The 26,073-nt window shown below is 62.2% G+C and carries 21 protein-coding genes and 2 tRNA genes; 7 read left to right on the top strand and 16 right to left on the bottom strand.

Annotated features, from left to right (window positions below; all coding sequences use genetic code 11):
- Positions 1-95: 95 nt before the first annotated feature.
- The 3 genes from ACE3UG_RS18635 to alaS all read right to left on the bottom strand — a co-directional run bounded on the left by ACE3UG_RS18635 (position 96) and on the right by alaS (position 5,251).
- Entirely contained in the window at positions 96-866 is a 771-nt protein-coding gene (locus tag ACE3UG_RS18635) for a class II aldolase/adducin family protein (protein WP_374626633.1), read from the bottom strand.
- Positions 867-930: 64 nt separating this feature from the next.
- Entirely contained in the window at positions 931-2,187 is a 1,257-nt protein-coding gene (locus ACE3UG_RS18630) for a YbfB/YjiJ family MFS transporter (RefSeq protein WP_374626631.1), read from the bottom strand.
- Positions 2,188-2,626: 439 nt separating this feature from the next.
- Positions 2,627-5,251 carry an alanine--tRNA ligase gene (gene alaS, locus ACE3UG_RS18625; RefSeq protein ID WP_374626629.1) on the bottom strand — a complete coding sequence of 875 codons (2,625 nt, stop codon included), beginning with the start codon at positions 5,249-5,251 and terminating at the stop codon, positions 2,627-2,629.
- A gap of 250 nt (positions 5,252-5,501) precedes the next feature.
- On the opposite strand from alaS, the gene ACE3UG_RS18620 reads away from it, so the two are divergent.
- From ACE3UG_RS18620 to ACE3UG_RS18605, 4 genes are all read left to right on the top strand, one after another.
- On the top strand, positions 5,502-6,725 hold the full coding sequence (locus ACE3UG_RS18620) for a CaiB/BaiF CoA transferase family protein (RefSeq protein ID WP_374626627.1): 1,224 nt from the start codon (positions 5,502-5,504) through the stop codon (positions 6,723-6,725).
- A gap of 215 nt (positions 6,726-6,940) precedes the next feature.
- Positions 6,941-8,263 (top strand): DEAD/DEAH box helicase, encoded by a 1,323-nt coding sequence (locus ACE3UG_RS18615; protein ID WP_374626625.1) that lies wholly within the window; start codon positions 6,941-6,943, stop codon positions 8,261-8,263.
- 363 nt (positions 8,264-8,626) lie between these two features.
- Positions 8,627-8,701 (top strand) — tRNA-Arg (locus tag ACE3UG_RS18610).
- A gap of 89 nt (positions 8,702-8,790) precedes the next feature.
- The gene (locus ACE3UG_RS18605) at positions 8,791-9,117 is read left to right on the top strand and encodes a DUF6538 domain-containing protein (RefSeq protein WP_374626622.1); all 327 of its coding nucleotides are present in this window, start codon (positions 8,791-8,793) and stop codon (positions 9,115-9,117) included.
- Positions 9,118-9,326: 209 nt separating this feature from the next.
- Here ACE3UG_RS18605 and ACE3UG_RS18600 read toward each other — a convergent pair whose 3' ends face one another.
- The 4 genes from ACE3UG_RS18600 to ACE3UG_RS18585 form a co-directional block, all read right to left on the bottom strand.
- Complete coding sequence (locus tag ACE3UG_RS18600) at positions 9,327-9,800, bottom strand: WbuC family cupin fold metalloprotein (RefSeq protein ID WP_374626619.1); 474 nt, start codon at positions 9,798-9,800, stop codon at positions 9,327-9,329.
- Positions 9,801-9,960: 160 nt separating this feature from the next.
- A complete protein-coding gene (rpsU, locus tag ACE3UG_RS18595) occupies positions 9,961-10,173 on the bottom strand; it encodes a 30S ribosomal protein S21 (protein ID WP_017231887.1) in 213 nt (70 codons plus the stop codon).
- 447 nt (positions 10,174-10,620) lie between these two features.
- Positions 10,621-11,175, bottom strand: coding sequence for a hypothetical protein (locus ACE3UG_RS18590; RefSeq protein WP_374626616.1), 555 nt, complete (start codon positions 11,173-11,175; stop codon positions 10,621-10,623).
- A 503-nt stretch (positions 11,176-11,678) separates the two neighbouring features.
- Positions 11,679-11,755 (bottom strand) — tRNA-Pro (locus ACE3UG_RS18585).
- A gap of 178 nt (positions 11,756-11,933) precedes the next feature.
- Here ACE3UG_RS18585 and ACE3UG_RS18580 point away from each other — a divergent pair.
- Complete coding sequence (locus ACE3UG_RS18580) at positions 11,934-12,410, top strand: histidine phosphatase family protein (protein WP_374626709.1); 477 nt, start codon at positions 11,934-11,936, stop codon at positions 12,408-12,410.
- 186 nt (positions 12,411-12,596) lie between these two features.
- The gene (locus ACE3UG_RS18575) at positions 12,597-13,424 is read left to right on the top strand and encodes a GNAT family N-acetyltransferase (RefSeq protein ID WP_374626707.1); all 828 of its coding nucleotides are present in this window, start codon (positions 12,597-12,599) and stop codon (positions 13,422-13,424) included.
- A gap of 110 nt (positions 13,425-13,534) precedes the next feature.
- Here ACE3UG_RS18575 and ppx read toward each other — a convergent pair whose 3' ends face one another.
- Positions 13,535-15,070: an exopolyphosphatase gene (gene ppx / locus ACE3UG_RS18570; RefSeq protein WP_374626614.1), complete on the bottom strand. Its 1,536-nt coding sequence runs from the start codon at positions 15,068-15,070 to the stop codon at positions 13,535-13,537.
- 152 nt (positions 15,071-15,222) lie between these two features.
- Between ppx and ppk1 the strand changes: the two genes are divergently transcribed.
- A complete protein-coding gene (gene ppk1, locus ACE3UG_RS18565; protein ID WP_374626612.1) occupies positions 15,223-17,337 on the top strand; it encodes a polyphosphate kinase 1 in 2,115 nt (704 codons plus the stop codon).
- 4 nt (positions 17,338-17,341) lie between these two features.
- On the opposite strand, the gene phoR is transcribed toward ppk1, so the two are convergent.
- The 8 genes from phoR to glmM form a co-directional block, all read right to left on the bottom strand.
- Entirely contained in the window at positions 17,342-18,682 is a 1,341-nt protein-coding gene (phoR, locus tag ACE3UG_RS18560; RefSeq protein WP_374626610.1) for a phosphate regulon sensor histidine kinase PhoR, read from the bottom strand.
- Positions 18,683-18,773: 91 nt separating this feature from the next.
- The gene (phoB, locus tag ACE3UG_RS18555) at positions 18,774-19,475 is read right to left on the bottom strand and encodes a phosphate regulon transcriptional regulator PhoB (RefSeq protein WP_374626608.1); all 702 of its coding nucleotides are present in this window, start codon (positions 19,473-19,475) and stop codon (positions 18,774-18,776) included.
- A gap of 36 nt (positions 19,476-19,511) precedes the next feature.
- Entirely contained in the window at positions 19,512-20,219 is a 708-nt protein-coding gene (gene phoU / locus ACE3UG_RS18550; protein WP_374626606.1) for a phosphate signaling complex protein PhoU, read from the bottom strand.
- 22 nt (positions 20,220-20,241) lie between these two features.
- On the bottom strand, positions 20,242-21,024 hold the full coding sequence (pstB, locus tag ACE3UG_RS18545) for a phosphate ABC transporter ATP-binding protein PstB (protein WP_374626604.1): 783 nt from the start codon (positions 21,022-21,024) through the stop codon (positions 20,242-20,244).
- A gap of 60 nt (positions 21,025-21,084) precedes the next feature.
- Positions 21,085-21,981, bottom strand: a complete 897-nt coding sequence (gene pstA, locus ACE3UG_RS18540) for a phosphate ABC transporter permease PstA (protein ID WP_374626602.1) — start codon at positions 21,979-21,981, stop codon at positions 21,085-21,087.
- Positions 21,978-22,955 (bottom strand): phosphate ABC transporter permease PstC, encoded by a 978-nt coding sequence (pstC, locus tag ACE3UG_RS18535; RefSeq protein WP_374626600.1) that lies wholly within the window; start codon positions 22,953-22,955, stop codon positions 21,978-21,980. Before pstC ends, pstA begins: the two co-directional genes overlap by 4 nt.
- Before the next feature lie 136 nt (positions 22,956-23,091).
- On the bottom strand, positions 23,092-24,126 hold the full coding sequence (gene pstS, locus ACE3UG_RS18530; protein ID WP_374626598.1) for a phosphate ABC transporter substrate-binding protein PstS: 1,035 nt from the start codon (positions 24,124-24,126) through the stop codon (positions 23,092-23,094).
- A 518-nt stretch (positions 24,127-24,644) separates the two neighbouring features.
- Positions 24,645-25,988, bottom strand: a complete 1,344-nt coding sequence (gene glmM, locus ACE3UG_RS18525) for a phosphoglucosamine mutase (RefSeq protein ID WP_374626596.1) — start codon at positions 25,986-25,988, stop codon at positions 24,645-24,647.
- Positions 25,989-26,073 lie beyond the last annotated feature (85 nt).

Here is a 26,073-nt window from a genome sequence, read left to right as displayed (position 1 = left end):
TCCTTGTGTCGTTATCCAGCTTCGCAGCGCCGCCGCGTGCTCGCTTAATGCTCACGCGCTTGCCGGCGCTTGCCGATCGAGCACCCGTCTGGCGCTCAATCGCGAAACGAGGCGTCTATTCTATCGAGTTTACGCAGCAGCGCAGGCCACTCCAGCACGCCTTCGACGGCACCGCCATCGTCGAGCTGAACGGCCGTCTTGTCCTGCACGGCCGGGCTGGGCAAATGCGGCGCCGTGCCGCCCGCCAGTGCCTGCAACTGGATCTCGCACGCCTTGATCAGCGTGGCCATCAGCACAAAGGCTTCGGCGACGGTGCGTCCGGTGGTGAGCGTGCCATGATTGCGCAGCAGCATGGCCCGATACGCCCCGAGCGACGCCACGAGCCGTTCGGCCTCGGATGGCGAAAACGCCAGCCCCTCGTAATCGTGATACCCGATGCGCTCATGAAAACGCAACGCGTGCTGCGAGATCGGCAGCAATCCATGCGGCTGGATCGACACCGCGATACCTGCCGTATTGTGCAGATGCATGACACATACGGCATCTGGACGCACTGCGTGCACCGCGCCGTGCAACGCAAACCCGGTTACATTCACGGGATGGTCGCTCTGCCCCACGACCTCGCCGTCCATCGTGATCTTCACCAGATTCGACGCCGTGACTTCGCCGAACGTCAGGCCGAACGGATTGATGAGAAAATGCCCCGGCTCCCCCGGCACCATGGCCGAGATGTGGGTATAGATGAGATCGTCCCAGCCATACAGCGCAACGAGCCGGTAACACGCCGCGAGATCGATGCGCAACGCACGCTCGGCGTCGCTCATGGCAGTGGCGGCCTTGCTGCCCGCCTTCAGGGTAAAAGTCATCGACAGGTCTCCGGAAATGAAAGCATCGGCGCGGCAGGCGGTGCGGACACGCAACGGGCAAGCATCAAGGCGCGCGCTCGAGCGAGCGGCGCCAGTCCCACACGAAGCCGATCGCGCCGAGTACAAGCACTCCGCTTGCGCACAGCAGTGCCGCCGTGAAGCTGCCCGTCGCGGCGACGAGCGGCGCCGCCACCAATGGCCCGGCGATCTGCCCGATGCCGTACGATGCCGTCACCAAACCGATCAGGCCATTGGCATTGTCACCACGCAGACGTCGGCACTCACGCACGGCATACACGGTAATCGCAGTGAACGGCAGCCCCACCAGAACGCTACCCAGCGCGAATCCCCCCGCGTTCGGCAGCACCATACCGATCCCCACGCCTACCCCCTGCATGACGTAGCACGCTGCGAGCAGCAGACGATTGTCCCAGGCGAGCGGCGCACGCGCACCGATGATCGCGCCGGGAATGACCATCAGGCCGAGTAGGGGAAAAAAGAGATCCGGCCACGATGAACCCGGCAGCGCCTGACGCGCAATGACCGGCAGAAACGTCGCCGTGATGATGTAGCCGAAGCCGGCAAAGCCGTAGAGCACGGTGACGGGAATCACGCTCTCGCCGCTGCCGTGCTTGACGGCGTGTGCGGCCATCTGCGCAGACGCACCGTCCGAGGGCTTTGTCGCCCCTGCGTGCTTCACCCGGTCATGCGAATCGGGCACGAAGGAGCGCCAGATCACCCCGAGCAGGACCAGCGCAAGCACACCGCACAACAGCCAGCCGCCGCGCGCAGGCCACGCCAGCGTGCCGTTCAGGCTCGCGAGCACGCCCGTCACCACAATACCCGCGCCGGGGCCGGCGAAGATGACGCCGCCCAGGCTCGGCATGCGCAACTCACCGAGCTTGCGAAAACCCCAACCGGCCGAGAACACCATCGCCCATGCACTCATCACGCCCGCCAACGCGCGCACAACGGCCCACGCCGCGAAGGAGTCGAGCAAGCCCATGGCAAGCGTCAGCACAACGGTAGCCGCGAGTGCAAAGCGGACGATGCGTGTCGGCGTAAACCGCAGCCACATGCACGACAGCGCACCGACGAAATAGCCCGCGTAGTTGAGCGATGCGAGCCAACTGCCGTGTTGAATGTCGGTGAGGTGCTCGTGCAGCATCAGCGGCAGCATCGGCGTGAACGCGAAACGGCCAATGCCCATGGCGATCGCCAGGGCGACCATGCAGGACAGGGCAATGCGCCATGCCGCGCGCTCTGGCGACGGCTGGCGCGGTGAGATGTTTCTGTCGGAATCGGCGAGTGTGGCTGGCATAACAATATCTGAGGGAACAACCGCACGCAGGCACGCGCGACTTGCCAAATACTTTACATGCAAACCATTGCGGAACGCGGGGGTTCCCCTATGTCATGAGGGGCAATGTGTCGCATTTTCCGTCCGAGCGTTCACTGATCCCCGCGCTCGCGAAATGCTGAGGCCTCCTGCTTCGAGATCCGGTCGAATACCGAAACTGTACTGCTGCGATTTCAGGCCAAACAGTGCCCAATGACGTCGCCCGATGCCGCTCTCGATCACGAGATTCGCCACACCGGAAATGCAAAACGCGCACCGAAGTGCGCGTCTTGCTCAAGGCGTCAGAGTGGGCTACCGGCGATAGCGAATCGGCCGGCGGGCAGCGGCATTCACGCCGCCCTCACCGAACGTTCGCGAGCCTTCCCACGCTTTGCACGCGCTTCCACTGAGCTTCGCGCGGTCACAGCTTGGCGGCCACCCACGCCTGCACGGCGGCCAGCGCTTGCGGCAATTGCGAAGGGTCGGTACCGCCCGCCTGCGCCATGTCGGGACGTCCACCGCCCTTGCCGCCGACTTGCTGCGCAACGAAATTGACGAGCTCACCGGCCTTGACCTTACCGGTGGCGTCGGCCGTCACACCCGCGATCAGACTGACTTTTCCGCCCTCGACTGCCGCGAGCACGATCGCCGCGCTCTTGAGCTTGTCCTTGAGCTTGTCCATCGTCTCGCGCAGCGTCTTGACGTCGGCGCCTTCGAGCTGAGCGGCCAATACCTTCAGGCCGCTCACATCGACGGCCTTCTCGACCAGTTCGTCGCCCTGGTTCGACGCCAGTTTCGACTTGAGCGCCGCCAGTTCCTTCTCCAGCGACTTGACCTGCTCCTGCACCTGCGCGATACGCGGCGTCAGCTCGGCGGGCTGCGTCTTGAGTGCGGCAGCGGCCTCGTTGACCTGATCGTCGAGCTTCTGCACGAAACGCACCGAGTTGTCGCCGGTGATGGCTTCCACGCGACGGATGCCGGCAGCCACACCGCCTTCCATCACGATCTTGAACAGGCCAATATCGCCCGTGCGCGTCACGTGCGTTCCGCCGCAGAGTTCGCGCGATGTGCCGATATCGAGCACACGGACTTCGTCGCCGTACTTCTCTCCGAACAGCGCCATCGCGCCGCCCTTGACGGCGTCGTCATACGACATCAGCGCCGCCTGCGTCGGGGCGTTGGCCAGGACTTCCGCGTTGACGATGTCTTCCACGCGCCGGATTTGGTCGGCGCTCATCGCGGTATTGTGTGCGAAATCGAAGCGGGTCTTGTCGGCGTCGACGAGCGAGCCCTTCTGCTGCACGTGGGCGCCCAGGACTTCACGCAACGCCTTGTGCATCAAGTGCGTGGCGGAGTGGTTGCGAACGGTACGGGCGCGGCGCACGGCATCGACCTGCGCCGTCACGGCATCGCCCACCTTGAGCTCGCCCGACGCCAGCACGCCGTAGTGGCCGAATACGTCGGCCTGAATCTTTTGCGTGTCCGACACGCCGAAACGGGCACCGCCTGCGACGATCAGGCCCTGATCGCCCACCTGGCCACCCGACTCCGCGTAGAACGGCGTGGTATCGAGCACCACGATGCCGTGCTGACCGGCAGCGAGTTTGCCGACGCTCGTGCCGTCGACGTAGAGCGCCGTGACCTTCGCGCCGTCGAACGTGAGCGTGTCGTAGCCCTGAAAGCGAGTCTTGCCGCCGTCGTATTCGAGGGCCGTCGCCATCTTGAACTTGCCTGCGGCACGCGCCTGTTCACGCTGACGCGCCATTGCGGCATCGAAGCCGGCTTCGTCGACGGTGATACTGCGCTCGCGGCAGACGTCGGCCGTCAGGTCGAGCGGGAAGCCGTACGTGTCGTGCAGTTTGAACGCCAATTCGCCGTCGAGCGTCGTCACGTTGCGCTTGGCCAGATCGGCCAATGCGCCTTCGAGAATCTCCATGCCGTTCTCGATCGTCTCGCCGAAGCGCTCTTCTTCCTGCTTGAGCACGTCGGTCACGCGCTGCTGCGCCTGAGCCAGCTCCGGATAGGCGACGCCCATCTCGGCGACCAGATCGGGGACGAGCTTGTAGAAGAACGGCGTCTTGCAGCCGAGCTTGTAACCGTGACGGATCGCGCGGCGGATGATACGACGCAGCACATAGCCACGACCTTCATTGCCGGGAATCACGCCGTCGACGATCAGGAACGAACACGCGCGGATGTGATCGGCGATCACCTTGAGCGAGTTGGCGGCGAGATCGGTCACACCGGTCTCACGGCCAGCGGCCCGGATCAAGTGCTGGAACAGGTCGATCTCGTAGTTGCTGTGGACGTGTTGCAGAACGGCGGCGATACGCTCCAGACCCATGCCGGTGTCGACGCACGGTTTGGGCAGCGGCGTCATGTTGCCCTGCTCGTCGCGGTTGAACTGCATGAACACGAGGTTCCAGATTTCGATGTAGCGATCGCCGTCTTCCTCGGGCGATCCCGGCGGGCCGCCCCACACGTCCGGACCGTGGTCGTAGAAGATTTCCGAGCACGGGCCGCACGGGCCGGTGTCGGCCATCTGCCAGAAGTTGTCCGAGGCGTAACGCGCCCCCTTGTTGTCGCCGATGCGGATGATGCGCTCGGTCGGCACGCCGACTTCCTTCGCCCAGATGTCGTAGGCTTCGTCGTCTTCCTTGTAGACGGTCACCCAGAGCTTGTCCTTGGGCAACTTGTAGACGCTCGTCAACAGCTCCCACGCGTACTGAATGGCGTCACGCTTGAAGTAATCGCCGAACGAGAAGTTACCCAGCATCTCGAAGAACGTGTGGTGACGGGCCGTATAACCGACATTCTCCAGGTCGTTGTGCTTGCCGCCCGCGCGCACGCTGCGCTGGGCCGTGGTCGCGCGCTTGTAGGGACGTGTCTCGAGACCGAGGAAGACGTCCTTGAACTGCACCATGCCGGAGTTCGTGAACAGCAGCGTGGGGTCATTGGACGGCACGAGGCTCGACGAGCGCACGACGGTGTGCCCCTTCGACTCGAAGAAGTTGAGGAATTTTTCCCGAATGTCTGCGACTTTCATAGGGTGCGTGAGAGCGTGGGGACCGGGCGGGCGCAAAGCGAAGCCTGGCGGGTATTTTGCAAACTTTTGATTATACGGGAAATCGACCGCACCACCGCGTCGCACCGTCAACCGCAGTGCGAAACGACGCTGGTCAGAGACGAAGCGCACGACGTAGACTCACGTCCGCAAGTTCCGCATTGCAAAACAATGTTTCGCATGCAATGTCCGGCGCAATTGCCGGACGATGAAATCGAGGAGAGAGTGGACGATGGGTGCGCTGAGTCATATCCGGGTACTGGACCTTTCGCGCGTGTTGGCGGGTCCGTGGGCCACGCAGAATCTGGCGGATCTGGGCGCGGACGTGATCAAGGTCGAGCGGCCGGGCGTTGGCGACGACACGCGCCGCTGGGGGCCGCCGTATCAGCGCGATGCCGACGGGCACGAGACGGCCGAGGCCGCGTATTACCTTGCCGCGAACCGCAACAAGCGCTCGCTCACGCTGGATATCGCTTCTGCCGAGGGGCAGGCCATCGTCAGGGCGTTGGCGGCGCAAAGCGACGTCGTCGTCGAGAATTACAAAGTCGGACAGCTTGCGAAGTACGGCCTGGATTACGCATCGCTGCGTGCGATCAAGCCCGATCTGGTTTATTGCTCGGTGACGGGCTTCGGCCAGGACGGCCCGTACGCATCACGCGCGGGTTACGACTTTATCGTGCAGGGCATCGGCGGTTTCATGAGCATTACGGGCGAGCGCGACGGACTGCCCGGCGGCGGGCCGCAGAAGGCGGGCGTGGCGATCGCCGATTTGATGACGGGGATGTACGCGACCATTGCGATCATGGCGGCACTCACGCATCGCGACCGCACGGGGGTGGGGCAGTACATCGACATGGCGTTGCTCGATACGCAGGTGGCGATGCTGGCCAACATGAACACGAACTATCTTGCGAGTCAGGAAGCACCGGTGCGCTGGGGCAATGCGCATCCGAACATCGTGCCTTACCAGACGTTCCAGACTGGCGACGACGGATGGATTATCGTGGCGGTGGGCAACGACGGTCAGTTTCGCAAGTTCGTGGAGGCTGGAGGTGAATCCGGGCTGGCAGACGACGAGCGTTTCGCGACCAATCCGTCGCGCGTGCGGCATCGGGAGGTGTTGGTACCGCTGCTTGCACAGATGGTGCGCAAGTTTGGCAAGGACGCATGGGTCGGCAAGCTCGAAGCGGCGGGCGTGCCATGCGGGCCGATCAACACATTGCCGGAAGTATTTGCGAATCCGCAGGTGAAGGCGCGCGCGCTGGAAGTCGAGTTGCCGCATCCGTCGGGGGGTATCGCGCGCGTCGTCGCGAGTCCCATGAGGATGAGCGAGACGCCGCCGGTGGCGCGCTCTGCACCGCCCACGCTGGGACAGCACAGCGACGACATTCTGCGTGAACGACTCGGTTTCGACGACGCCAAAATCGCGCGCTTGCGTGCGGACGGCGTGGTTTGAGTCACGCGCCAAGCGTCACGTCCCGAGGCAGTCATCGTCAATCGGCCAGTCGAGCGCATTCCGATTCGACCGTCGCGCCGTTGCTTCGCAACGCTAGTGTTGCGCCATGCCAAGTCGGGAAGGATTCCGGTTCAGTCGCTTAGGGATCGGGATATCCGCGCGATGCAATCGGCGCGGCAACCGCTAGAATTGCGGTTTTAGCCCGGGATACGTCCATGTCTTTTGCTTCGCTCGGCCTGATCGATCCGTTACTGCGCAACGTGCAGGACCTCAAGTACCAGACACCTACGCCGGTGCAGGCCAAGGCGATTCCTGCGGTACTCAGTGGCAAGGACGTCATGGCTGCGGCACAAACCGGCACGGGCAAAACGGCGGGTTTTGCGCTGCCGCTGTTGCAGCGGCTGGTGCAACACGGCCCGGCGGTGTCCAGCAACCGTGCGCGAGTTCTGGTGCTGGTGCCCACGCGTGAGCTGGCCGAACAAGTGCTGCAGAGCTTTATCGCTTACGGCAAAGGTCTCAACTTACGATTTCTGGCCGCCTACGGCGGTGTGAGTCTCAACCCGCAGATGATGAAGTTGCGCAAAGGCGTGGATGTGCTCGTTGCCACGCCGGGCCGATTGCTGGATCTCAATCGCCAGAACGCGGTGCAATTCGATCAAGTACAAACGCTGGTGCTGGACGAAGCCGACCGCATGCTCGATCTGGGCTTTTCGCGCGAACTCAATGCTGTCTTTGCTGCCTTGCCCGCTCAACGCCAGACCCTGCTGTTCTCTGCCACGTTTGGCGACGATATCCGCGCCATGGCGGCGAGCATTCTGCGCGACCCGGTCAATATCAGTGCCAGCCCGCCCAACGCCACGGCCAGCAAGATCAAGCAGTGGGTGGTGACGGTGGACAAAAAGCACAAGCCTGACCTCTTCATGCACCTGGTGGCGGAGAACGACTGGGCGCACGCGCTGGTGTTCGTCAAAACGCGCAATGGGGTGGATTATCTGGCGGCCGTGCTGGATGAAGCCGGCTATGCGGTCGACACGATCCACGGCGACAAACCGCAACCCGCTCGCATGCGTGCGTTGGAGCGCTTCAAGACGGGCGAAGTCCAGATGCTGGTCGCCACCGACGTGGCCGCGCGCGGGCTCGATATCGACGACCTGCCGCTGGTGATCAACGTTGATCTGCCCATCGTGGCGCAAGACTATGTGCACCGTATTGGCCGTACCGGCCGCGCGGGTGCCAGCGGCGTGGCAGTGTCGCTCGTGTGTGCCGATGAAGCGCCGCAACTGGCCGCGATTGAAGCGCTGATCCGTCAAACGCTGCCCCGTGAAGAAGTGCCGGGTTTTGAAGCCGAACACCGCGTGCCGCAAACCAGCGCGACGGGTCAGGTCATCAAGAAACCCAAAAAGCCCAAGAAGCCCAAAGTGCTGCCGTCTGCACCAGGTCCCAAGCAGGTGCTCGGCAAAAAGCCACGCCCGAAAACGGGTGAAGAAAAACGCAAACCGGCAGCGCGGCGCGCGGTGGGGGGAAAACGCGCGCGGTAGCGGACATTGACGGCAGGCAGGCGCGTCTTGGCCGACGCTTTGTCACAATGTCCTTGCCGTCATCGACGGCCCGATCCATTTCGCGCCCCCAGACGATCGCAGGCGCCTTCGTTCGACATGTTTTTGCTATACTCTTGCCCTCGCGTCGTACCTGAGCGCATCAACGCGTTCTCACCTGCAACATCGACGTCATCTGCGCCTCCTTGCGGTCGCAAATTTGTCGCGACAACGATGTGAACGAGCAGGTCGCGGGGTAATCCGGAGTGATACGGTAGGGGTATCACGATCCGCCGGAAAGCGCCGTGGAATAAGGCGATGCCCTTGATTTCAAAGGACGTCGCGCTACTGGATAGAATCCAGTCCCTCCCTGTAGTTCAATGGATAGAACGAGTGCCTCCTAAGCGCTAGATACAGGTTCGATTCCTGTCGGGGGGACCAGAAAACCCCAGCAAAGCCCAGTCCGGCTTACCTGGCGGGCTTCCCCGGTCGTTTGTAGGTACTACATTGGTTGCTACAATGGGTACTACATGTCCTTGCTGCGTCTCTCCTCTATCGTCTCAGTGAAGCGCAAATACACTCGGCCCAAGACGGGTAGCTCCCTGCTGCTCTTCAAGCGCCGAATCCCCGACGACATCAAGCCGTTGCTACCTGCTGGATCGAAATACGCAGGCAAAGCTCACTACGTAGTCTCGCTGCAGACCTCTGACGTCCGGGTCGCAGCACCAAAGGTCGCCAAGTTGGTCAAGGAGACCGACGAGGACTGGGAGCGGCTACGCAATCCCACTCGGGCGGGGCACCTGCAGGAAGCTCGCGAGTTGCTGACGCAGTACGGCGTCGACCCGGCCAAACCTTGAGGAAACTCCTGCGGGTGCGCTGTGGGCCTTTGAGGACCTCTTAGAGGCCCAAGTACCCCGGTCGGTCTTGGAAAGCGAGCACATCACTGTCAACGCCGGTTCAAACCCTTTCGGACATGCGCGCGACTCGCAAGTCTCTTTCGGACACATCAAGATGGCAAGCCTTGCAAAGTGATATGGCACGAGTCGTCAGGCGAGGCACCCACAGGTCAGGTTGCCCAACGCTCGCCCACCTGCGCGGTCTTGACCCATTCCATGAACTCGGCCGCTTCGGGCGTATCTGCCGGTGCCGACCAACTTGCATAGTCGGACTCGACGAACGGCCGGTACGGGCCATGCTTGACCTCGAAAATCACGCCACCCGGGTCCAGAGAGAGCACGGTATGGTGAACGCTTGCCGCTGTCTCCGTCACGCTCGTATCGTCACCCAGCACCTTGCGATCGGTGACGACACCGGCCTCGTCGAACGTCAGCACGACAAAGCGGCCGCGCAGCGCCGTAAGCAGCTCCCACGTAAGGCAATGCAAATGGGGGCGAATATACGTTGCCGGCTCCATCGCGATGGCCAGACGCTGAATCGGGTCGTCCAGCGATGTGTGGAGGTTCTGGTTCATTCGGGCACGCGGTGACTGCTCGGCTTGCTGCGTCAGCGCGTCGATAGCGGCAAAAGTCAACGTTTTCATGGGAATTCGTGTGGGGAGTCAAGGAATGATGCGGGCATGGCGTGACATGACGGCGAAGAGTGTAGCAAATCGATGCGCCGCCATCCGTCCATAAAAAAACCCGCCTCACGGCGGGTTTCTCACTTCGCATTTCACTGCACCCGAAGGTGCAACGCCATGCTTAGTACATCTTCTTCTTCAGGGTCTGGCTGCGCAGACGCTTACGCAGTCGGGCCACGGCAGCGGCCTTCTTGCGCTTGCGCTCGGCCGTCGGCTTTTCGTAAGCAGCGCGTGCCTTGACTTCCTTGATCAGGCCCGTGCCATCGATTGCGCGACGGAAACGGCGCAGTGCGACTTCAACGGGTTCACCGTCTTTAATGAGAATCTTCGTCATGCAATAACTCGTATAGTGATTTGGCTCACGAGAGCCGCAAATTTAACGTACCGCGCAAAGACACCCTTCCCCGCCCTGCCGGAGACTTCTCCTGCCAGGCGCGACGAACGGACTTGCTACGGACTGCACTACACCACATCCGGCGGGACCGCGACTCACCTCCTCTGCGATCTCCCGATTGGCTCTCGACGCCCGGCTCACTCACCGCGAACCCCGCATCGTGCCTTCCAGACTGGCTGAACGGTTGATTGATAGCGAAGCAGCCCACTCGTCGTTCGTCAGCGAGCGCCACTTCCCTCCATGCCCAAATTTTGGACAAGGTCGAGATTATACATGCAAAGCGCAAGAAATGTACATGCCCAGAGCCCCCGCAATGCCCAACGGCCCACGCCGGCGGACGGGCGGCTCATTCGCGACGGGGAGAGGTTTCGTCGCCTCATTCCCCGATTACGCGCGCGTCGATTTGGCCGAGGCCACGCGATTAGGTGCAGCATTGGCTGCCACACCCCGCACCTTCGCGCCCTCAGCCGCCTTCGCCTTCGTGTTCGCCTTGGCTTTCGGCATCGTTGCGGGCTTCACGGCGTTCTCCGCCTTGCCCGCTTTGCCTGCCTTGCCCACCTTGCCCGCCGTCACAGGCTTCATGGGCTTCATGGGCTTCATGGGTTTTACAGCTTTCGCGGCCTTTCCTGCTTTGGCGACGGCACTGGCGCTATCCGACTTCACTGACGCCTTGGGAGCCACCTTCGGCGTCGTCTCCGCAGCTGCCGATAGCTCGAGATCGATGGTGTGCTTGAGTCCCGCAATCACCGGCGCGGCCAGATCGTCCGCGAAATGGTCGTACCAGCGCTTGGCGTGCAGGAGCTTCTTTCCGCCAAGGCGTCGCTTGTGATCTTCGTCATTGGCGAGCACCTTGGCCGAGAGCCGCGCACGCCCTTTGGAAAGACGCTCGACAACGGTGATGATGGTGAATCCGCGATGCGACGTCTTCTGTTCGGCAGACATATTGGCCTCCTGATAGACCCGCCCCGCGACGAGTCCAGATTGGATCGAAGTGAATCACGTGGATGCGTCCGATCCTACCACGACGTAATCTGCGCGCCTGCATGCATTGGCTTCGGCGAAGCGCCAATGCCGCCAGGCACACCGCTAGCGAGCGCGAAGTCGCCGAATGCAACGCCATTGCCCAAACCGATAGCGCGCCGCAGGAATAAATCGCCCAGCAGGTTCCGCACTACAAGTGCGGCCGCTCTGACGTCAAACATCCAGACGGCTTTTTCAGATTGATTTGTCGGTCGTTTGGCGTCCGGACAGCATCGCCGGATCGACGGGCGATGCCCTTCCTCGGACAACGCGAAGCGACAACGTACAGGGTACTGGAATTTCCAGCCCACGCGATGACACGCCATATGCGTGCCCGCAATACATTGACATTGACGCTTTCAGGGAAATACAAGGGCAGAGATTAGGGACAATCGATGTTGCCTGTCCCAACCCCATGTATTGAATGGTCGGAGCGATAGGATTCGAACCTACGACCCTCTGATCCCAAATCAGATGCGCTACCAGGCTGCGCTACGCTCCGACGAAGAGGTCGCATTCTAGAGGGTTCAGCGCGCCGCGTCAAATCGTCCCGCTCGGCGGGGATATTTCCTCGTCGATGGCTGGCACAATATCGGCGTCGCCCATGATTCGCCGACGGTCATCCCGTCGCCACGAAACGCCGTCATAGTGGGAGGTTCTCCATGTTCGAACCCGTGTCGATGAACCTGATTCTCTGGCGTCACGCCGACGCTGAAAACCTGCCGTCCTCCCTCGCCCTCAGTGCACAAGCCGATCTGGCCCGCGAACTCACCGAGCGTGGCCGCAAACAGGCCGAGAAGGCCGCCCATTGGCTTCGCACCCATCTCCCCGACGACGCCCTCATCCTGTCCAGCCCCGCCGTGCGCGCCGTCCAAACCGCCCAGGCACTCACCCCGACGCCGCGCATCGTGCGCGATCTCGCCCCCGGTGCGAACGCCATGACGCTTCTGGGCGCCATCGGCTGGCCCGGCAACGCACAAACCGTAGTGATCGTCGGCCACCAGCCGGCCCTCGGCCAACTCGCCGCCCTTTTGTTGACCGGCCAGGAAGCCTTCTGGACCATCAGGAAGGCCGGTATCTGGTGGCTCGCCTCACGCCGCCGCGAAGACGAAAGCCAAGTGGTCGTGCGCGCCGTCATCAATCCCGATTTGCTTTGAGCCGCACGCAAACACGCTGAAACCGCCTCTCCGAACGCCAAAATGTGGACGGTGAAAGGCATCGAGCACGAGACCTCGCGCATGTCAGCAGATGTTCTGTCATAAAATTGTCGCCCATCGTTCACGGAATCGACATTGATGCTTTTTAAAGTACGTCGCAACGCGACCGTCACAAAAAGGGCCTTTATGCGCGACCTGCCGAACCCCACCATGCCGCTCTCTTCGCTAATCCCCGCCTCGCGGAGGCGTCTTCCTCGCCCTGAAACCCCTGTCAAACCGAATCTGGCTGTGGCGTGGGCTCGCGATGAAAGCGAGCTTCGGGAAGCCCAGCATCTGAGATACCGCGTCTTCGCAGAAGAAATGGGCGCGTCGGTCAAAGGCCCGGCAGGTCTGGATGTCGACGAGTACGACCAGTACTGCGACCACCTGATCGTGCGCGATCAAGACTCGCTCAAGGTCGTCGGCACCTACCGCGTATTACCCCCCGCCCAGGCCAAACGCCTTGGCCGTCTGTACTCCGAAGGAGAATTCGATCTCTCGCGTCTCGACCATCTTCGCCCGAAGATGCTCGAGACCGGCCGCTCATGCGTGCACGCGGACTACCGCAACGGCGCCGTCATCATGGCGCTCTGGAGCGGTCTGGCCGACTACATGCTGCGCAACGGCCTGGAGACGATGCTCGGCTGCGCCAGCGTGCCGATGGGCGACGGCGGCCATTACGCTGCCAGCCTCTACCGCAAACTGCGAGACTCCGCCATGGCGCCGGCCGAATATCACGCCGTGCCGCGCATCGCCCTGCCGGTCAACGAGCTGCAATCGACGCTCGATGTCGAGCCGCCCGCGCTGGTCAAAGGCTACCTTCGCCTCGGCGCCCGCATCTGCGGCGCGCCGGCCTGGGACCCCGACTTCAATACCGCCGACTTCCTCACCCTGTTCCGACTGGCCGACATCAACCCACGCTACGCCCGGCATTTCCTCGGCCCGGAAATTGTGAATAAGCTCAAACAGGCCTGACCAGCCCCTAAAAGTATTTCCTCCCGGCCACAGACGAAAAAGCCCGGCATCCGCCGGGCTTTCGCACCTCACTCGCCCGCAGCAAACGGCGGCAGGCAAACCGTCACGCTTCAGGCGTACACCACCTTGTAGCGCATACCAATCTTCTCCCACTCCTGCGCCTCACGCTGAAGGCTGTAGTCAGTGAGCGGATTAGCCTCGATCCATACGCGCGGCACGGACACCTGAAAGCCGTCGCCAAGCCGTTTGACGTCGATACTGTCGGGCAGCGCGTCCGTGCGGCGGCGACAGAACAACACCGCCAGGCGCAAGCAGAACAGCAATTGCCAATCGACCTGCTGGGCCTGCGATGCGAGCTTGCCCAGCTTGCCGACATGCCCGAGCAACAACTCGGCCAATCGCACCTGGTCGGGGCGCGAAAAGCCCGGCATATCGGCATTGCTGCCGATATACGCGGAATGCTTGTGATAGGCGCTGTGCGAGATCGACAAGCCCATCTCGTGAAGCGACGCCGCCCAGTTGAGCAATGCCTCGCCTTCCGCGCGTCCCTCGTCCTGATCGCCCTGCGCATCGTCGCGCCCGACCCCGTCGACCGGCAACTGACGGTACAGCGAGATCGCCAGACGTCCCACGCGCTCGGCCTGCGCCCGATCCACGCCATAGCGGCGCACGAACTGCTCGACCGTCACCGCGCGCATGTCCTGATGTTGCGTGCGGCCCAGCAAGTCGTACATCACCCCCAGACGCAGCGCCGCATCGGTCGTCTCCATATGATCGACTTCGAGTTCATTGAAGACGGACAACATGATGGACAGCCCACCCGGCAGCACGGGGATACGATCCTGCTTGAGTCCGGCAAGCTTGAGACGGTTGGCATTCTCGGCCTTGATGAGCGCCCGCTTGAGGCGCTCAAGTCCACCTCGGGTAAGGCCATGCACACCGCCATCGTTGAACCCGTTGGCTTCGAGCAGTTCGGCCAGCGCGCGTGCCGTGCCCGACGAGCCGATCGCCTGCGACCAGCCAGCGTCGCGATAGACCGCCGAGATGATCTGAATCTCTCGACGGGCGGCCAACTCGGCCTGCTTCATGGCATAGTCGTCGACGTTTCCACTCGGAAAGAACTGTCTGCTATGACTCACGCAGCCGATATACAGACTCTCCATGACGAGCGGCTCGTAATCCTGCCCGATGATGAATTCCGTGGAACCGCCGCCGATGTCCACGACCAGCCGATTGCCCGGACACATCGGCACCGAATGCGCCGCACCCGCGTAAATCAGCCGCGCCTCTTCCCGCCCGGCAATCACTTCGATGGGAAACCCGAGCGCGCGCTGCGCCTCGCCGAGAAAGTCCTCCGCGTTCTTTGCCACGCGCAGCGTGTTCGTGGCCACCGCGCGTACCTTATCGGGATGAAATCCGCGCAAGCGCTCGCCGAAACGCTTGAGCACGTCCCAGCCGCGCTGTTGCGACGGATGATCGAGATACTTTTCAGCGTTCAGGCCAGCCGCAAGTCGAACCGGCTCACGCAGCGCATCGACCTGATAGATCTGCGTTCCGGCTGACGTTTCCTCCACGCGGCCGATGATCAGGCGAAAACTGTTCGAGCCGAGATCGACGGCCGCTAGCAAGGGCGATGGAGTACTCATGTCGGGATACGCCTGAGCGAAGAGTGTCGGAGTGGGCGATGTTTCGCATGAAAAGCATGACGCGCACTCGACAAATAAATGACGAATACGTTACAAATCGGATATGACACGTCGTTGACAAATGTGAACGTCATATAACGGTAACAATACGGATGAAGAATTCACACCAATCCCATGTCTTTCGCACGTTCACTATGAACTACCCGCTGCTCAACCGCGAGCTCGGCATTCTGGCGTTCAACGAACGCGTGCTTGCCCAGGCGGCCGATCCGGCAACGCCACTGCTCGAGCGACTGCGCTTCGTCTGTATCGTGAGTAGCAATCTGGATGAATTCTTCGAAATCCGCGTCGCCGGCCTGAAAGAGCAGATGCGCGAGAATCCGGGCATGCTCACGCCCGACGGCATGACATTTCAGCAAGTTTACACGCAAGTCTGCGCACGAGCACAGGCGCTCGTCGAAAAGCAGTACGCGATGTTCGATAGTCTGATGGCACGCCTCGAAGCGCAAGGCATCGCGTTTCACCCGTCCGGTCAGTGGAACGAGACCCAGGTCGAGTGGGCCCGCGATTATTTCATGCGCGAACTCGTCCCGGTGCTCACGCCCATCGGACTCGACCCGGCACACCCGTTTCCGCGCGTGCTCAACAAGAGCCTGAACTTCGCCGTCGAACTCGAAGGCAAGGACGCCTTCGGCCGAGACGCCGAACTGGCCATCGTCCAGGCCCCGCGCGCCCTGCCCCGGTTGGTTCCCATGCCCCCGGACCTGGCCCCCCTGCCCAACAGCTTCGTGCTGCTCAGCTCGCTCATGCTGCGCTTCGCAAGCGAACTGTTCCCCGGACTCACCGCCAAAGGCTGCCATCAATTCCGCGTCACCCGTAACAGCGACCTATTCGTCGACGAAGACGAAATCACCAACCTGCGTACTGCGCTGCAGGGAGAACTCCCCGCGCGCCACCTCGGCGACGCCGTGCGTCTCGAAGTCGATGCCGGCGCCCCGTCGCGCCTCGTGCGACGGCTGCAGACCGAGTGCGGCCTGGGCGACTCGGACTGCTACCGCGTCAAGGGACCCGTCAACCTCGTACGTCTGATGCCGCTGCCGGAGATGGTCGACCGACCCGATCTGAAATTCGCCCCATTCGTGCCGGCGCTGCCCAAGCGCATGAGTGCGTCGCCCGCGATCTTCGACCTCATCGATCAGGGCGATCTGTTGCTGCATCACCCCTATGACAGCTTCCAGCCTGTGCTGGAGCTGCTGCTGCAGGCCGCGCGCGACCCCGATGTCGTGGCCATCAAGCAGACAATCTACCGGACCGGCACCAAATCCGCGCTCATGGACGCGCTCATGGAAGCGGCCCGCAACGGCAAGGAGGTCACGGTCGTGGTCGAACTGCTCGCGCGCTTCGACGAGGAGACGAACATCAACTGGGCAGCCCAGCTCGAAGCGGTGGGTGCTCATGTCGTCTATGGCGTGGTCGGTCACAAATGCCACGCGAAGATGCTGCTCGTGGTGCGCCGCACGCGTCAGGGCAAGAAGACATTCCTCAAGCGTTACGTTCATCTCGGCACAGGCAACTATCACCCTCGCACGGCGCGTCTGTACACGGACTTCGGCCTGATGACTGCCGATGAGGCGCTATGTGCCGACGTTCACGTCGTCTTCCAGCAACTCACCGGCATCGGTCGCCAGACGCACCTGCATGGGCTGTGGCAGTCGCCGTTCACGATGCACACCCATCTGCTCGAAGCGATCCGTCGCGAAACAGAAGCCGCAGCCGCCGGCAAAAAGGCCCGCATCATCGCGAAAATGAATGCGTTGCTCGAACCGACGATCATTGCCGAGCTGTACAAGGCGTCGCGTGCCGGCGTGAAAATCGATCTGATCGTGCGCGGCGTGTGCTCGCTGCGCGCCGGTGTACCGGGTCTCTCCGAGAACATCACGGTTCGGTCGATCGTCGGACGCTTTCTGGAACACCATCGCATCTACTACTTCTATGCGAATGGCGATGAGAAGGTCATGCTTTCAAGCGCCGACTGGATGGAGCGCAACTTCTTCCGCCGCGTGGAAGTGGCCTTCCCGGTTCGAGACAAGCGCCTCAAGGCGCGCGTGATTCGCGAGGGTCTCATGGTCCATCTGCGCGACAACACCGCCTCGTGGTTGATGCGTCCGGACGGTACTTATCTGCGTCGCAAGCCGGGAAAGCGACCATTCAACAGTCAAATGGCGCTGATGCAGGACATCGCGCAGCACATGCAAACGCGCGACTGACCGGTTATTCGATCACCGTCGCCGCCGCAGCGGCGTTGACCGGTGCGCGATGCACCACGCGCGTCGGCGGGAAGTGAATCGCGAACGTACTACCGCGCCCCTCCTCGCTGGTCACCTTCAAATCGGCTTGATGGCGGGTCAGCACATGCTTGACGATCGCCAGACCGAGCCCCGTGCCTCCGGTATCGCGCGATCGGCTGCCGTCGATGCGATAAAAACGTTCCGTCAGCCGTGGAATATGCGCTGCCGGAATGCCCAGTCCCGAGTCGGTCACAGCGAAACGTGCACCGCCATCGTCGCTCGGCCCCCATTCGATCCGGATTTTGCCGCCCTGCGGCGTGTAACGCACCGCATTGCTCACTAGATTGCTGAACGCGCTGTGCAGCTCGCCTTCGGCGCCGCGCAAATCGAGTCCCTCCGTGCCTGTCACCTCGATCATGTGCTGCCCCTTCGAAAGGCCTTCGGCATCGCCGCGAAGCGAGCGCAGTTGCATGTCCATGTCGATGCGATCGTCCGCGGGCGGCTTGGCACTGCCTTCGAGCTTTGCGAGCGTGAGCAGATCGTTCACGATGTTCTGCATGCGCCCCGCCTGCTGACGCATGATCTCGACGTAACGCTGAATCTCGTCGGGCGAGAGCGGCAGTTCGCCGACGGTCTCCAGGAAACCGGAGAGCACCGTGAGCGGTGTCTTGAGTTCGTGCGAGACGTTGGCCACGAAGTCACGGCGCATCGCGTCGGTGCGCTCAAGATCGGTCACGTCGAGCGAGATGATGAGCTTGCGGTTGTCTCCGTAAGGAAACACCTGCATGGAGAGTACATTGTTGCGCTTCTCGCCCATGTGATGCATGAGCAGCGCTTCGTCGTAGCGCTCTGAGGACAGGTAGTGCAAAAATGCCGGTGTGCGAAGGAGATGTGTGATCTGCTGGCGCAGATCGCGCCTGGCGTCGATGCCGAAATGCGCCTCGGCGATCGCGTTGCACCACTCGATCTGGTTGTGCTCGTCGAGCATGATCACGCCGTTGGGCGATGCCTGGATCGCCTGAATGAAGCGCGCGTGCTGTTGTTCCACCTGCTTGACCTGGTTATGCCAGCGCTTGGCCAGCTTGTGCAACCGGTAATAGATTTCACCCCACAACCCGAGTGCGCTCGGCACTTCGCCATAGACCGGGGCGTCGAGCAAACGCCAGAGGCGCTGGGCGTGGTAGATGTTGAAGATGAGCTGCGTCACCAGCAGAACAATGGCGGTGACGTAGCCCGCGCTCGCGCCAAAGATCCAGCCGACGACCACGGAAATGGCCGCTTGCAGGATCAGGAACGCCAGAGCACGGGTCCAGATGATATTCATAGACGATGCACAGGAGTTTTGCCGCCCGCCACGCATCGGGCAGGCGCGGCATTGGCGCGGCAGGTCTTCGTCGGCGACGAAGCGCGATGCCTCAGACCGACTTCGTCAGACGGTAGCCGCTGCCGCGTACGGTCTCGATCATAGCATCGTGGCCTGCCGGCTTGAGCGCAGCACGCAGTCGCTTGATGTGCACGTCCACGGTGCGCTCTTCGACGAACACATGATCGCCCCACACCTGATCGAGCAACTGCGAGCGGCTGTGCACGCGCTCCGGGTGCGTCATGAAGAAGTGCAACAATCGGAACTCCGTCGGCCCCAGATCGAGCTTGATGTCACCGTCCGACTGGTGGCTCGTCACGCGATGCGTCGCAGGATCGAGCTTCAGCCCGTTCGCGCTCACCACGTCCTCGGTCAACTGCGGCGCGCGGCGGCGCAGCACCGCCTTGATACGCGCCATCAATTCCTTGGGCGAGAACGGCTTGGTCACATAGTCGTCCGCCCCGATCTCAAGGCCCATCACCTTGTCCTGCTCATCGCTGCGCGCGGTAAGCATGATGATCGGCACATGCTTGGTGCGCTCGTTCGCACGCAGCTCGCGCGCGAAGGTCACGCCCGACTTGCCGGGCAGCATCCAGTCGAGCAGAACGAGATCCGGCAGTACATCGCTGATCAGCGTCAGCGCCTGTTCCGCGTTGTAGGCCCGAATCGGATAGTGACCCGCGTGTTGCAGATTAACGGAGATCAGCTCGGAAATCGCCGGCTCGTCTTCCACAATCAGAATGCTGCTGGGCATGGGTTCCCTCTCAATCCTTCGGAAATGTCAGGGCTTTCATTCGCCTTGCACCTGGCGCTGCAGGTCTTCGCGCGAAATGTGCCGGACGTCGGTGCCCTTGACAATGTAGATGATGAATTCCGCGATGTTCTTCGCGTGATCGCCAATGCGCTCGATGGCCTTGGCGATGAACAGGAAATCCAGGCCGGCGGAAATGGTGCGCGGATCTTCCATCATGTACGTGACCAGCTTTCGCACGAAGCCACGGAATTCATTGTCGATGGCCTTGTCGTCGCGCACGATTTCGGCGGCGGCCACGATGTCAAGACGCGCAAACGCGTCCAGCGTGCGGCGCAGCAACTGTGCGGCCATCTCGCCCGAGAGTTTGATTTCGGCAAAATTCACGCTCTGCGCCGAACCGTCCTCCAAGAGGTGACGCGTACGCTTGGCGATCTTCTCGGCCTCGTCGCCCGCGCGCTCGAGGTTGGTGATCGACTTGGAGATCGAGAGCAGCAGCCGCAGATCGCGCGCGGTCGGCTGACGGCGCGCAATGATCTTGCTGCATTCGTCGTCGATCTCGACTTCCATCGTATTCAGACGTTGCTCGGTGGCGATCACTTCGTCGACCCGCGTGCGGTCGAACGTGTTGAGCCCTTGCATGGCCGTCACGATCTGCGATTCGACCAGCCCGCCCATCTCGAGGACGCGCGAGCAAAGCTGATTCAGGTCGGTGTCGAACTGGCTGGAGAGATGTTTATCGTTCATGTCGCGGTTTTCCTCGTGGGCATCAACCGAAACGGCCGGTGATGTAGTCTTCGGTCTCTTTACGGTCCGGCTTGATGAAGATCTTCTCGGTCTCACCGAATTCGATCAGCTCGCCCAGATACATATAAGCGGTGAAGTCCGAGCAACGCGCCGCCTGCTGCATGTTGTGCGTGACGATCACCACGGTGTAATCGTCCTTGAGTTCCGCGATCAGCTCTTCGATGCGGCCCGTGGAGATCGGGTCGAGTGCCGAGCACGGCTCGTCGAGCAAAAGCACTTCGGGACGGATGGCGATGCCGCGCGCAATGCACAGGCGCTGCTGCTGACCGCCCGACAGGCCGTAGCCCGACTGCTGCAGCTTGTCCTTCACTTCGCTCCACAGCGCCGCCTTGGTCAGCGCCCACTCCACACGGTCATCCATCTCGGAGCGCGAGAGCTTTTCGAACAGACGCACACCGAAGGAGATGTTGTCGTAGATCGACATCGGGAACGGTGTCGGCTTCTGGAACACCATGCCGACCTTCGCGCGCAGCAGCGCGATGTCCTGCTTCGAGGTCAGCAGGTTTTCGCCGTCCATGTTGATCTCGCCCTCGGCGCGTTGCTCCGGATACAGGGCGTACATCTTGTTGAACGTGCGCAGCAACGTCGACTTGCCGCACCCCGACGGGCCAATGAAGGCCGTGACCTTACGGTCGGGAATGCGCAGGTTGATGTTCTTGAGCGCGTGGTATTTGTCGTAGAAGAAGTTCAGGCCCTTGACTTCAATCTTCGAGGGCAGTTTGATTTCTTGCGTCGGATTCGTCATGTTCGTCTCAACCGTCAGGTATGCGTCGTGTCGCCGCGTTGTGTCGTCCCGCGTTGCCGGTTACTTCTTGGCAAACAGCGTGCGCGCCAGAATGTTCAGGAACAGCACCCCGAGGGTGATGATGAATACACCCGCCCAGGCAAGCGACTGCCACTCTGCAAACGGGCTCATGGCAAATTTGAAGATCGTGACCGGCAGGTTGGCCATCGGCTGGTTCAGGTTCATCGACCAGAACTGGTTCGAGAGCGCCGTGAACAGCAGCGGGGCCGTCTCGCCCGCGATACGCGCCACGGCCAGCAGCACGCCCGTCACGATACCGGCGATCGAGGCCTTCAGCGTGATCTTGACAATGATGCGCCACTTCGGCGTCCCCAGCGCAAACGCCGCCTCACGCAGGTTGTTCGGCACGAGCTTGAGCATGTTCTCCGTCGTACGGATCACGATCGGGACCTGCAGCAGCGCGAGCGACACGATGCCGGCCCAGGCGGAGAAGTGTCCCATCTGCGCCACGACCAATGCGTAGACGAACAGCCCGATCACGATCGACGGGGCCGAGAGGAGAATGTCGTTGATGAACCGCGTGATGCTGGCGAGCCACGACTTCTGTCCGTACTCGGCCAGGTACACACCGGCCAGAATGCCCAGGGGCGTGCCAAGCAGCGTGGCCACACCGACCATCACGACACTGCCCGCAATGGCGTTGGCGAGGCCTCCGCCCGCCGTGTTGGGCGGCGGCGTCATTTCGGTAAACAGCGACAGGGACAGACCGCCGATGCCCAGCGAAAGCGTGGTGTAGAGAATCCACAGCAACCAGAGCAGACCGAACGCCATGGCCGCGAGCGAGAGCACGATCGCGAAAATGTTCTTGCGGCGGCGGTAGGCTTGCAGCCGCACGCGGGTAAAGGCGTCGGTGGGCTTCACGGCTGGGGTTTCCAGTTCGAGCGCTTGTTGGGTCATTTTTTACCTTCGTTTTTCTCAAGGCGCAAGAGCATGAGCTTGGACAGCGCCAGCACCACAAAGGTGATGAAGAACAGAATCAGGCCGAGTTCCATCAGGGCCGAGGTATGCAGGCCCGGGTCGGCTTCGGCGAATTCGTTGGCGAGCGCCGAAGTAATGCTGTTGCCCGGCGAGAACAGCGAGACGTTATCGAGCAGGTTGGTGTTGCCGATCACGAAGGTAACGGCCATCGTCTCGCCCAGCGCGCGTCCCAGACCCAGCATGATGCCGCCGATAACCCCCGACTTCGTGAAGGGCAGCACCACGCGCCACATCACTTCCCAGGTCGTACAGCCGATGCCGTAAGCCGATTCCTTGAGCAGCACGGGCGTGACTTCGAACACGTCGCGCATGACCGAAGCGATGTACGGAATGATCATGATCGCGAGGATCACGCCGGCGGGCAGAATGCCGATGCCGAGCGGCGGGCCCTGAAACAGCGCGCCGATGACCGGCACATTGCCGAGCAAAGTCTGCAGCGGTTTCTGGAAGTACTGGCTGAAGATCGGGGCAAAGATCAGCAGCCCCCACATACCGAAGACGATACTCGGGATGGCAGCGAGCAGCTCGATGGCGGTGCCAAGCGGGCGGCGCAGCCATACGGGCGAGAGTTCAGTCAAAAACAAGGCAATGCCGAAGCTGACCGGCACCGCAATAATAAGGGCGATGATCGACGTCACGACGGTGCCGTAGATGGGCACGAGCGCGCCGAACTGGTCTGCGGGAGGATCCCACTCCTTCGTCCACAGGAAGGCGAAGCCGAATTTCTCGATCGATGGCAGCGCGCTGATAACCAGCGACACAATGATGCCACCGAGCAAGAGCAGCGTGATGAGGGCGGCGGCGCGGGCGAGCGACGCGAAAATAAAGTCGCCAACGGAAGACGGAGCGCGCTGCGCGCCCGCCGTTGCGAGGGGACTGGGGGCTTCTGCCATGATCTCGTCTCAGCGTGAGCGCGCCGCCTGCCGTTGCCAGATCAGAGTTCGGGCTTCGGAACAGGCGGCGCGGATATTGCCGGTTTTGAGGTGACGGGCAATGCAACGATGCATTGCCCGTCGCCTGCAAGGCGCTTTAGATACCAGCCTTGCTGGCCGACTCGGCAACCTTTGCCTTCCAACCTGCGCGAATCTGCTTCAGAACACCTTCCGGCAGCGGAATGTAGTCCAGTTCCTTGGCGGTCTTCTCACCATTCTTGAACGACCAGTCGAAGAACTTGAGCACGTCGGCGTTCTGCGCTTCCTTGCCGGCGTCTGCCTTCTGATGCACCAGCACGAAGGTCGCTGCCACGATCGGCCACGACTTGTCGCCCTTCTCGTTGGTCAGGATCTGGTAGAAAGTCTTCGACCAGTCGGCCTTGCCGGCAGCAGCGGCAAACGTCTCGGTGGTCGGCTCGACCGTCTTGCCGTCGGCATTCGTCATCGCCGTGTACGTCAACTTGTTCTGCGTGGCGTAGGCGGATTCGACATAGCCGATCGCGCCCGGCAGACGCTGCACGAAGGCGGCAACGCCGTCGTTGCCCTTGCCGCCCGTACCGGTCGGCCAGTTCACCGTAGTGCCCGTGCCGACCTTGCTCTTCCACTCGGCGTTGACCTTCGACAGATAGTTCGTGAACACGAAGCTCGTGCCCGAACCGTCGGCGCGGCGAACCACGGCGATGTCGGTATCCGGCAGCTTGACCTTCGGGTTCAGCTTGGCGATGGCCGGATCGTTCCACTTCTTGATCTTGCCCAGGTAGATGTCGCCCAGCACCTCGCCCGACAGGACGAGCGCGCCCGGCTTCACGCCCGGCACGTTGACGACCGGCACGATACCGCCCACGACCGTCGGGAATTGGAACAGGCCTTGCTTGGCCAGCTCTTCGTCGGTCAACGGAGCGTCCGAACCGGCGAAATCAACCGTCTTGGCCTGGATTTGCTTGATGCCACCCGACGAACCGATGCCTTGATAGTTGACCTTGTTCGACGTCGCCTTCTGATAGGCGTCGGCCCACTTCGTGTAGATCGGAGCGGCGAACGTGCTGCCGGCACCCGTAATCTCGCCCGCAATCGCGCCCGCGGCGAACAGAACGCCAGCCAGGCCGGCAATCGCAGTCTTCATCAGCTTCATGGATATCTCCAAGTTGGTGGGGTACAGCGTGTGGATGACCCGAAGCATAGGGTTTGAATGTGACAGTAATGTGTCATTTGTGAAAGCCCACCATGCGAATGTCATGATGACGCCCCGGAAACATCACATTGCATACAACGCCCGCTAAAGCTCGCCAGTGACGCGGAATCGTTATTTGGCGCGGGTTTCGGACCATTCCCAGCGCTCATTCTCAGGGCTGGGGCACGCAATGCGCGGATTCGCAGCGCATGCCAACGTCGTGACTGTGACTGAAAAGTGTCGGAAAGGGTCTGACGGCGCTCAACATCCTGTCACATATGTGGACGTCGGGCGGCGCCAAGCATGCCATGGCAGGAAGGATTGGCCAGCGGGGAGGACGGCGACGCGTCGAAGCGGCCTTGCCGGGCGGTGCGCTTCGTTGCGCGATAGGGATATAGGGATTGATCGACGGGGCCGCCATACGCGATGGCGGCCCGCGCGCCCTGCCTGCGATTGCAGCCGGGGCGCGCCGAGGCGGATCAAGCCACCGATTTGACGACGTTTGCCAGGTGTTGGGCGAAGGACGTGGCTTGCGACTCGTCGCGCGCCTCGACCATCACGCGCAGCACCGGCTCGGTACCCGAGGCGCGGATGAGCACCCGCCCGGTATTCCCCAGTTTCGCGTCGATGGCTTCCCGCTCTGCCGCGAGACGGGTGTCGGTCTGCCAGTCGTACCCGGCGGGGGTACGCACGTTGATCATGTGCTGCGGGAACAGGCGCACGCCATCCAGCAGCTTCGCCAGCGGTTGATTGTCTGCGCGCCGCATGGCCGCCAGTACTTGCAATGCCGAGATAATGCCGTCGCCCGTGGTGTGCTTGTCGAGGCAGAGAATGTGGCCGGAGCCTTCGGCACCGATCTGCCAACCGTGCTTGCGCAACTGCTCGAGCACGTAGCGGTCGCCGACCTTGGCGCGCACAAACGGCACGCCCAGGTCCTTGAGCGCGACTTCGACGGCCATATTGGTCATCAACGTGCCTACCGCGCCCGGCACCCCGCCATTGGCCAGCCGGTCCTTGACCAGCAGGTACAGCAGTTCGTCGCCGTTATAGAGGCGCCCTGCACCGTCGACGATCTGCAGTCGATCGGCGTCACCGTCGAGCGCCACGCCGAGATCCGCGTGGTTCGCCCGCACGGCGCGCATGAGCGCGTCCGGTGCCGTCGCCCCGCAATCCTCGTTGATGTTGAAGCCATTCGGCTGATTGCCGATCGCGATGACCTCTGCGCCCAACTCGTGGAATACGTGCGGGGCGATGTGGTACGCCGCACCGTTGGCGCAGTCGACCACGATCTTCATGCCGCGCAAGTCGAAATCGTTCGGGAACGTGCTCTTGCAGAACTCGATGTACCGGCCCGCGGCATCGTCCAGACGGCGCGCCTTGCCGAGCTGTTCGGAGCGCACACAGGTCATCGGATTGTCGAGCTCGGCTTCGATGGCCGACTCGGTCTGGTCCGGCAGCTTGTTACCGTCCGCCGAGAAGAATTTGATGCCGTTGTCGTGATACGGGTTGTGCGACGCGCTGATAACGACGCCCGCCGCCAGTCGCAGCGTCCGGGTAAGGTAGGCCACGGCAGGCGTGGGCATCGGGCCCGCCAACATGGTGTCGACGCCCGCAGCGGCGAAACCGGCTTCCAGCGCTGCTTCGAGCATGTAGCCGGAGACGCGCGTGTCCTTGCCGATCAATACCGTCGGACGCCCCAGCATCTGATTGCCGGCCAGCACGCGGCCAGCCGCATAACCGAGCCGCAGCACGAACTCCGGTGTGATCGGCGTCTCGCCTACGGTTCCCCGAATCCCATCGGTCCCAAAATAGCGTCGTTTCATCGTTGCATCGTTCCCAGTTGATGCGTCGCGCCGGTGGATGCACCGCACGCGCGCGTCTTTCGTTCTTTGTGCTGCTCGTCGTCAG

The organism is Pandoraea sp., from assembly GCF_041919235.1.
GTDB lineage: Bacteria > Pseudomonadota > Gammaproteobacteria > Burkholderiales > Burkholderiaceae > Pandoraea.
This window is presented reverse-complemented; position numbering and strand designations above follow the sequence as displayed.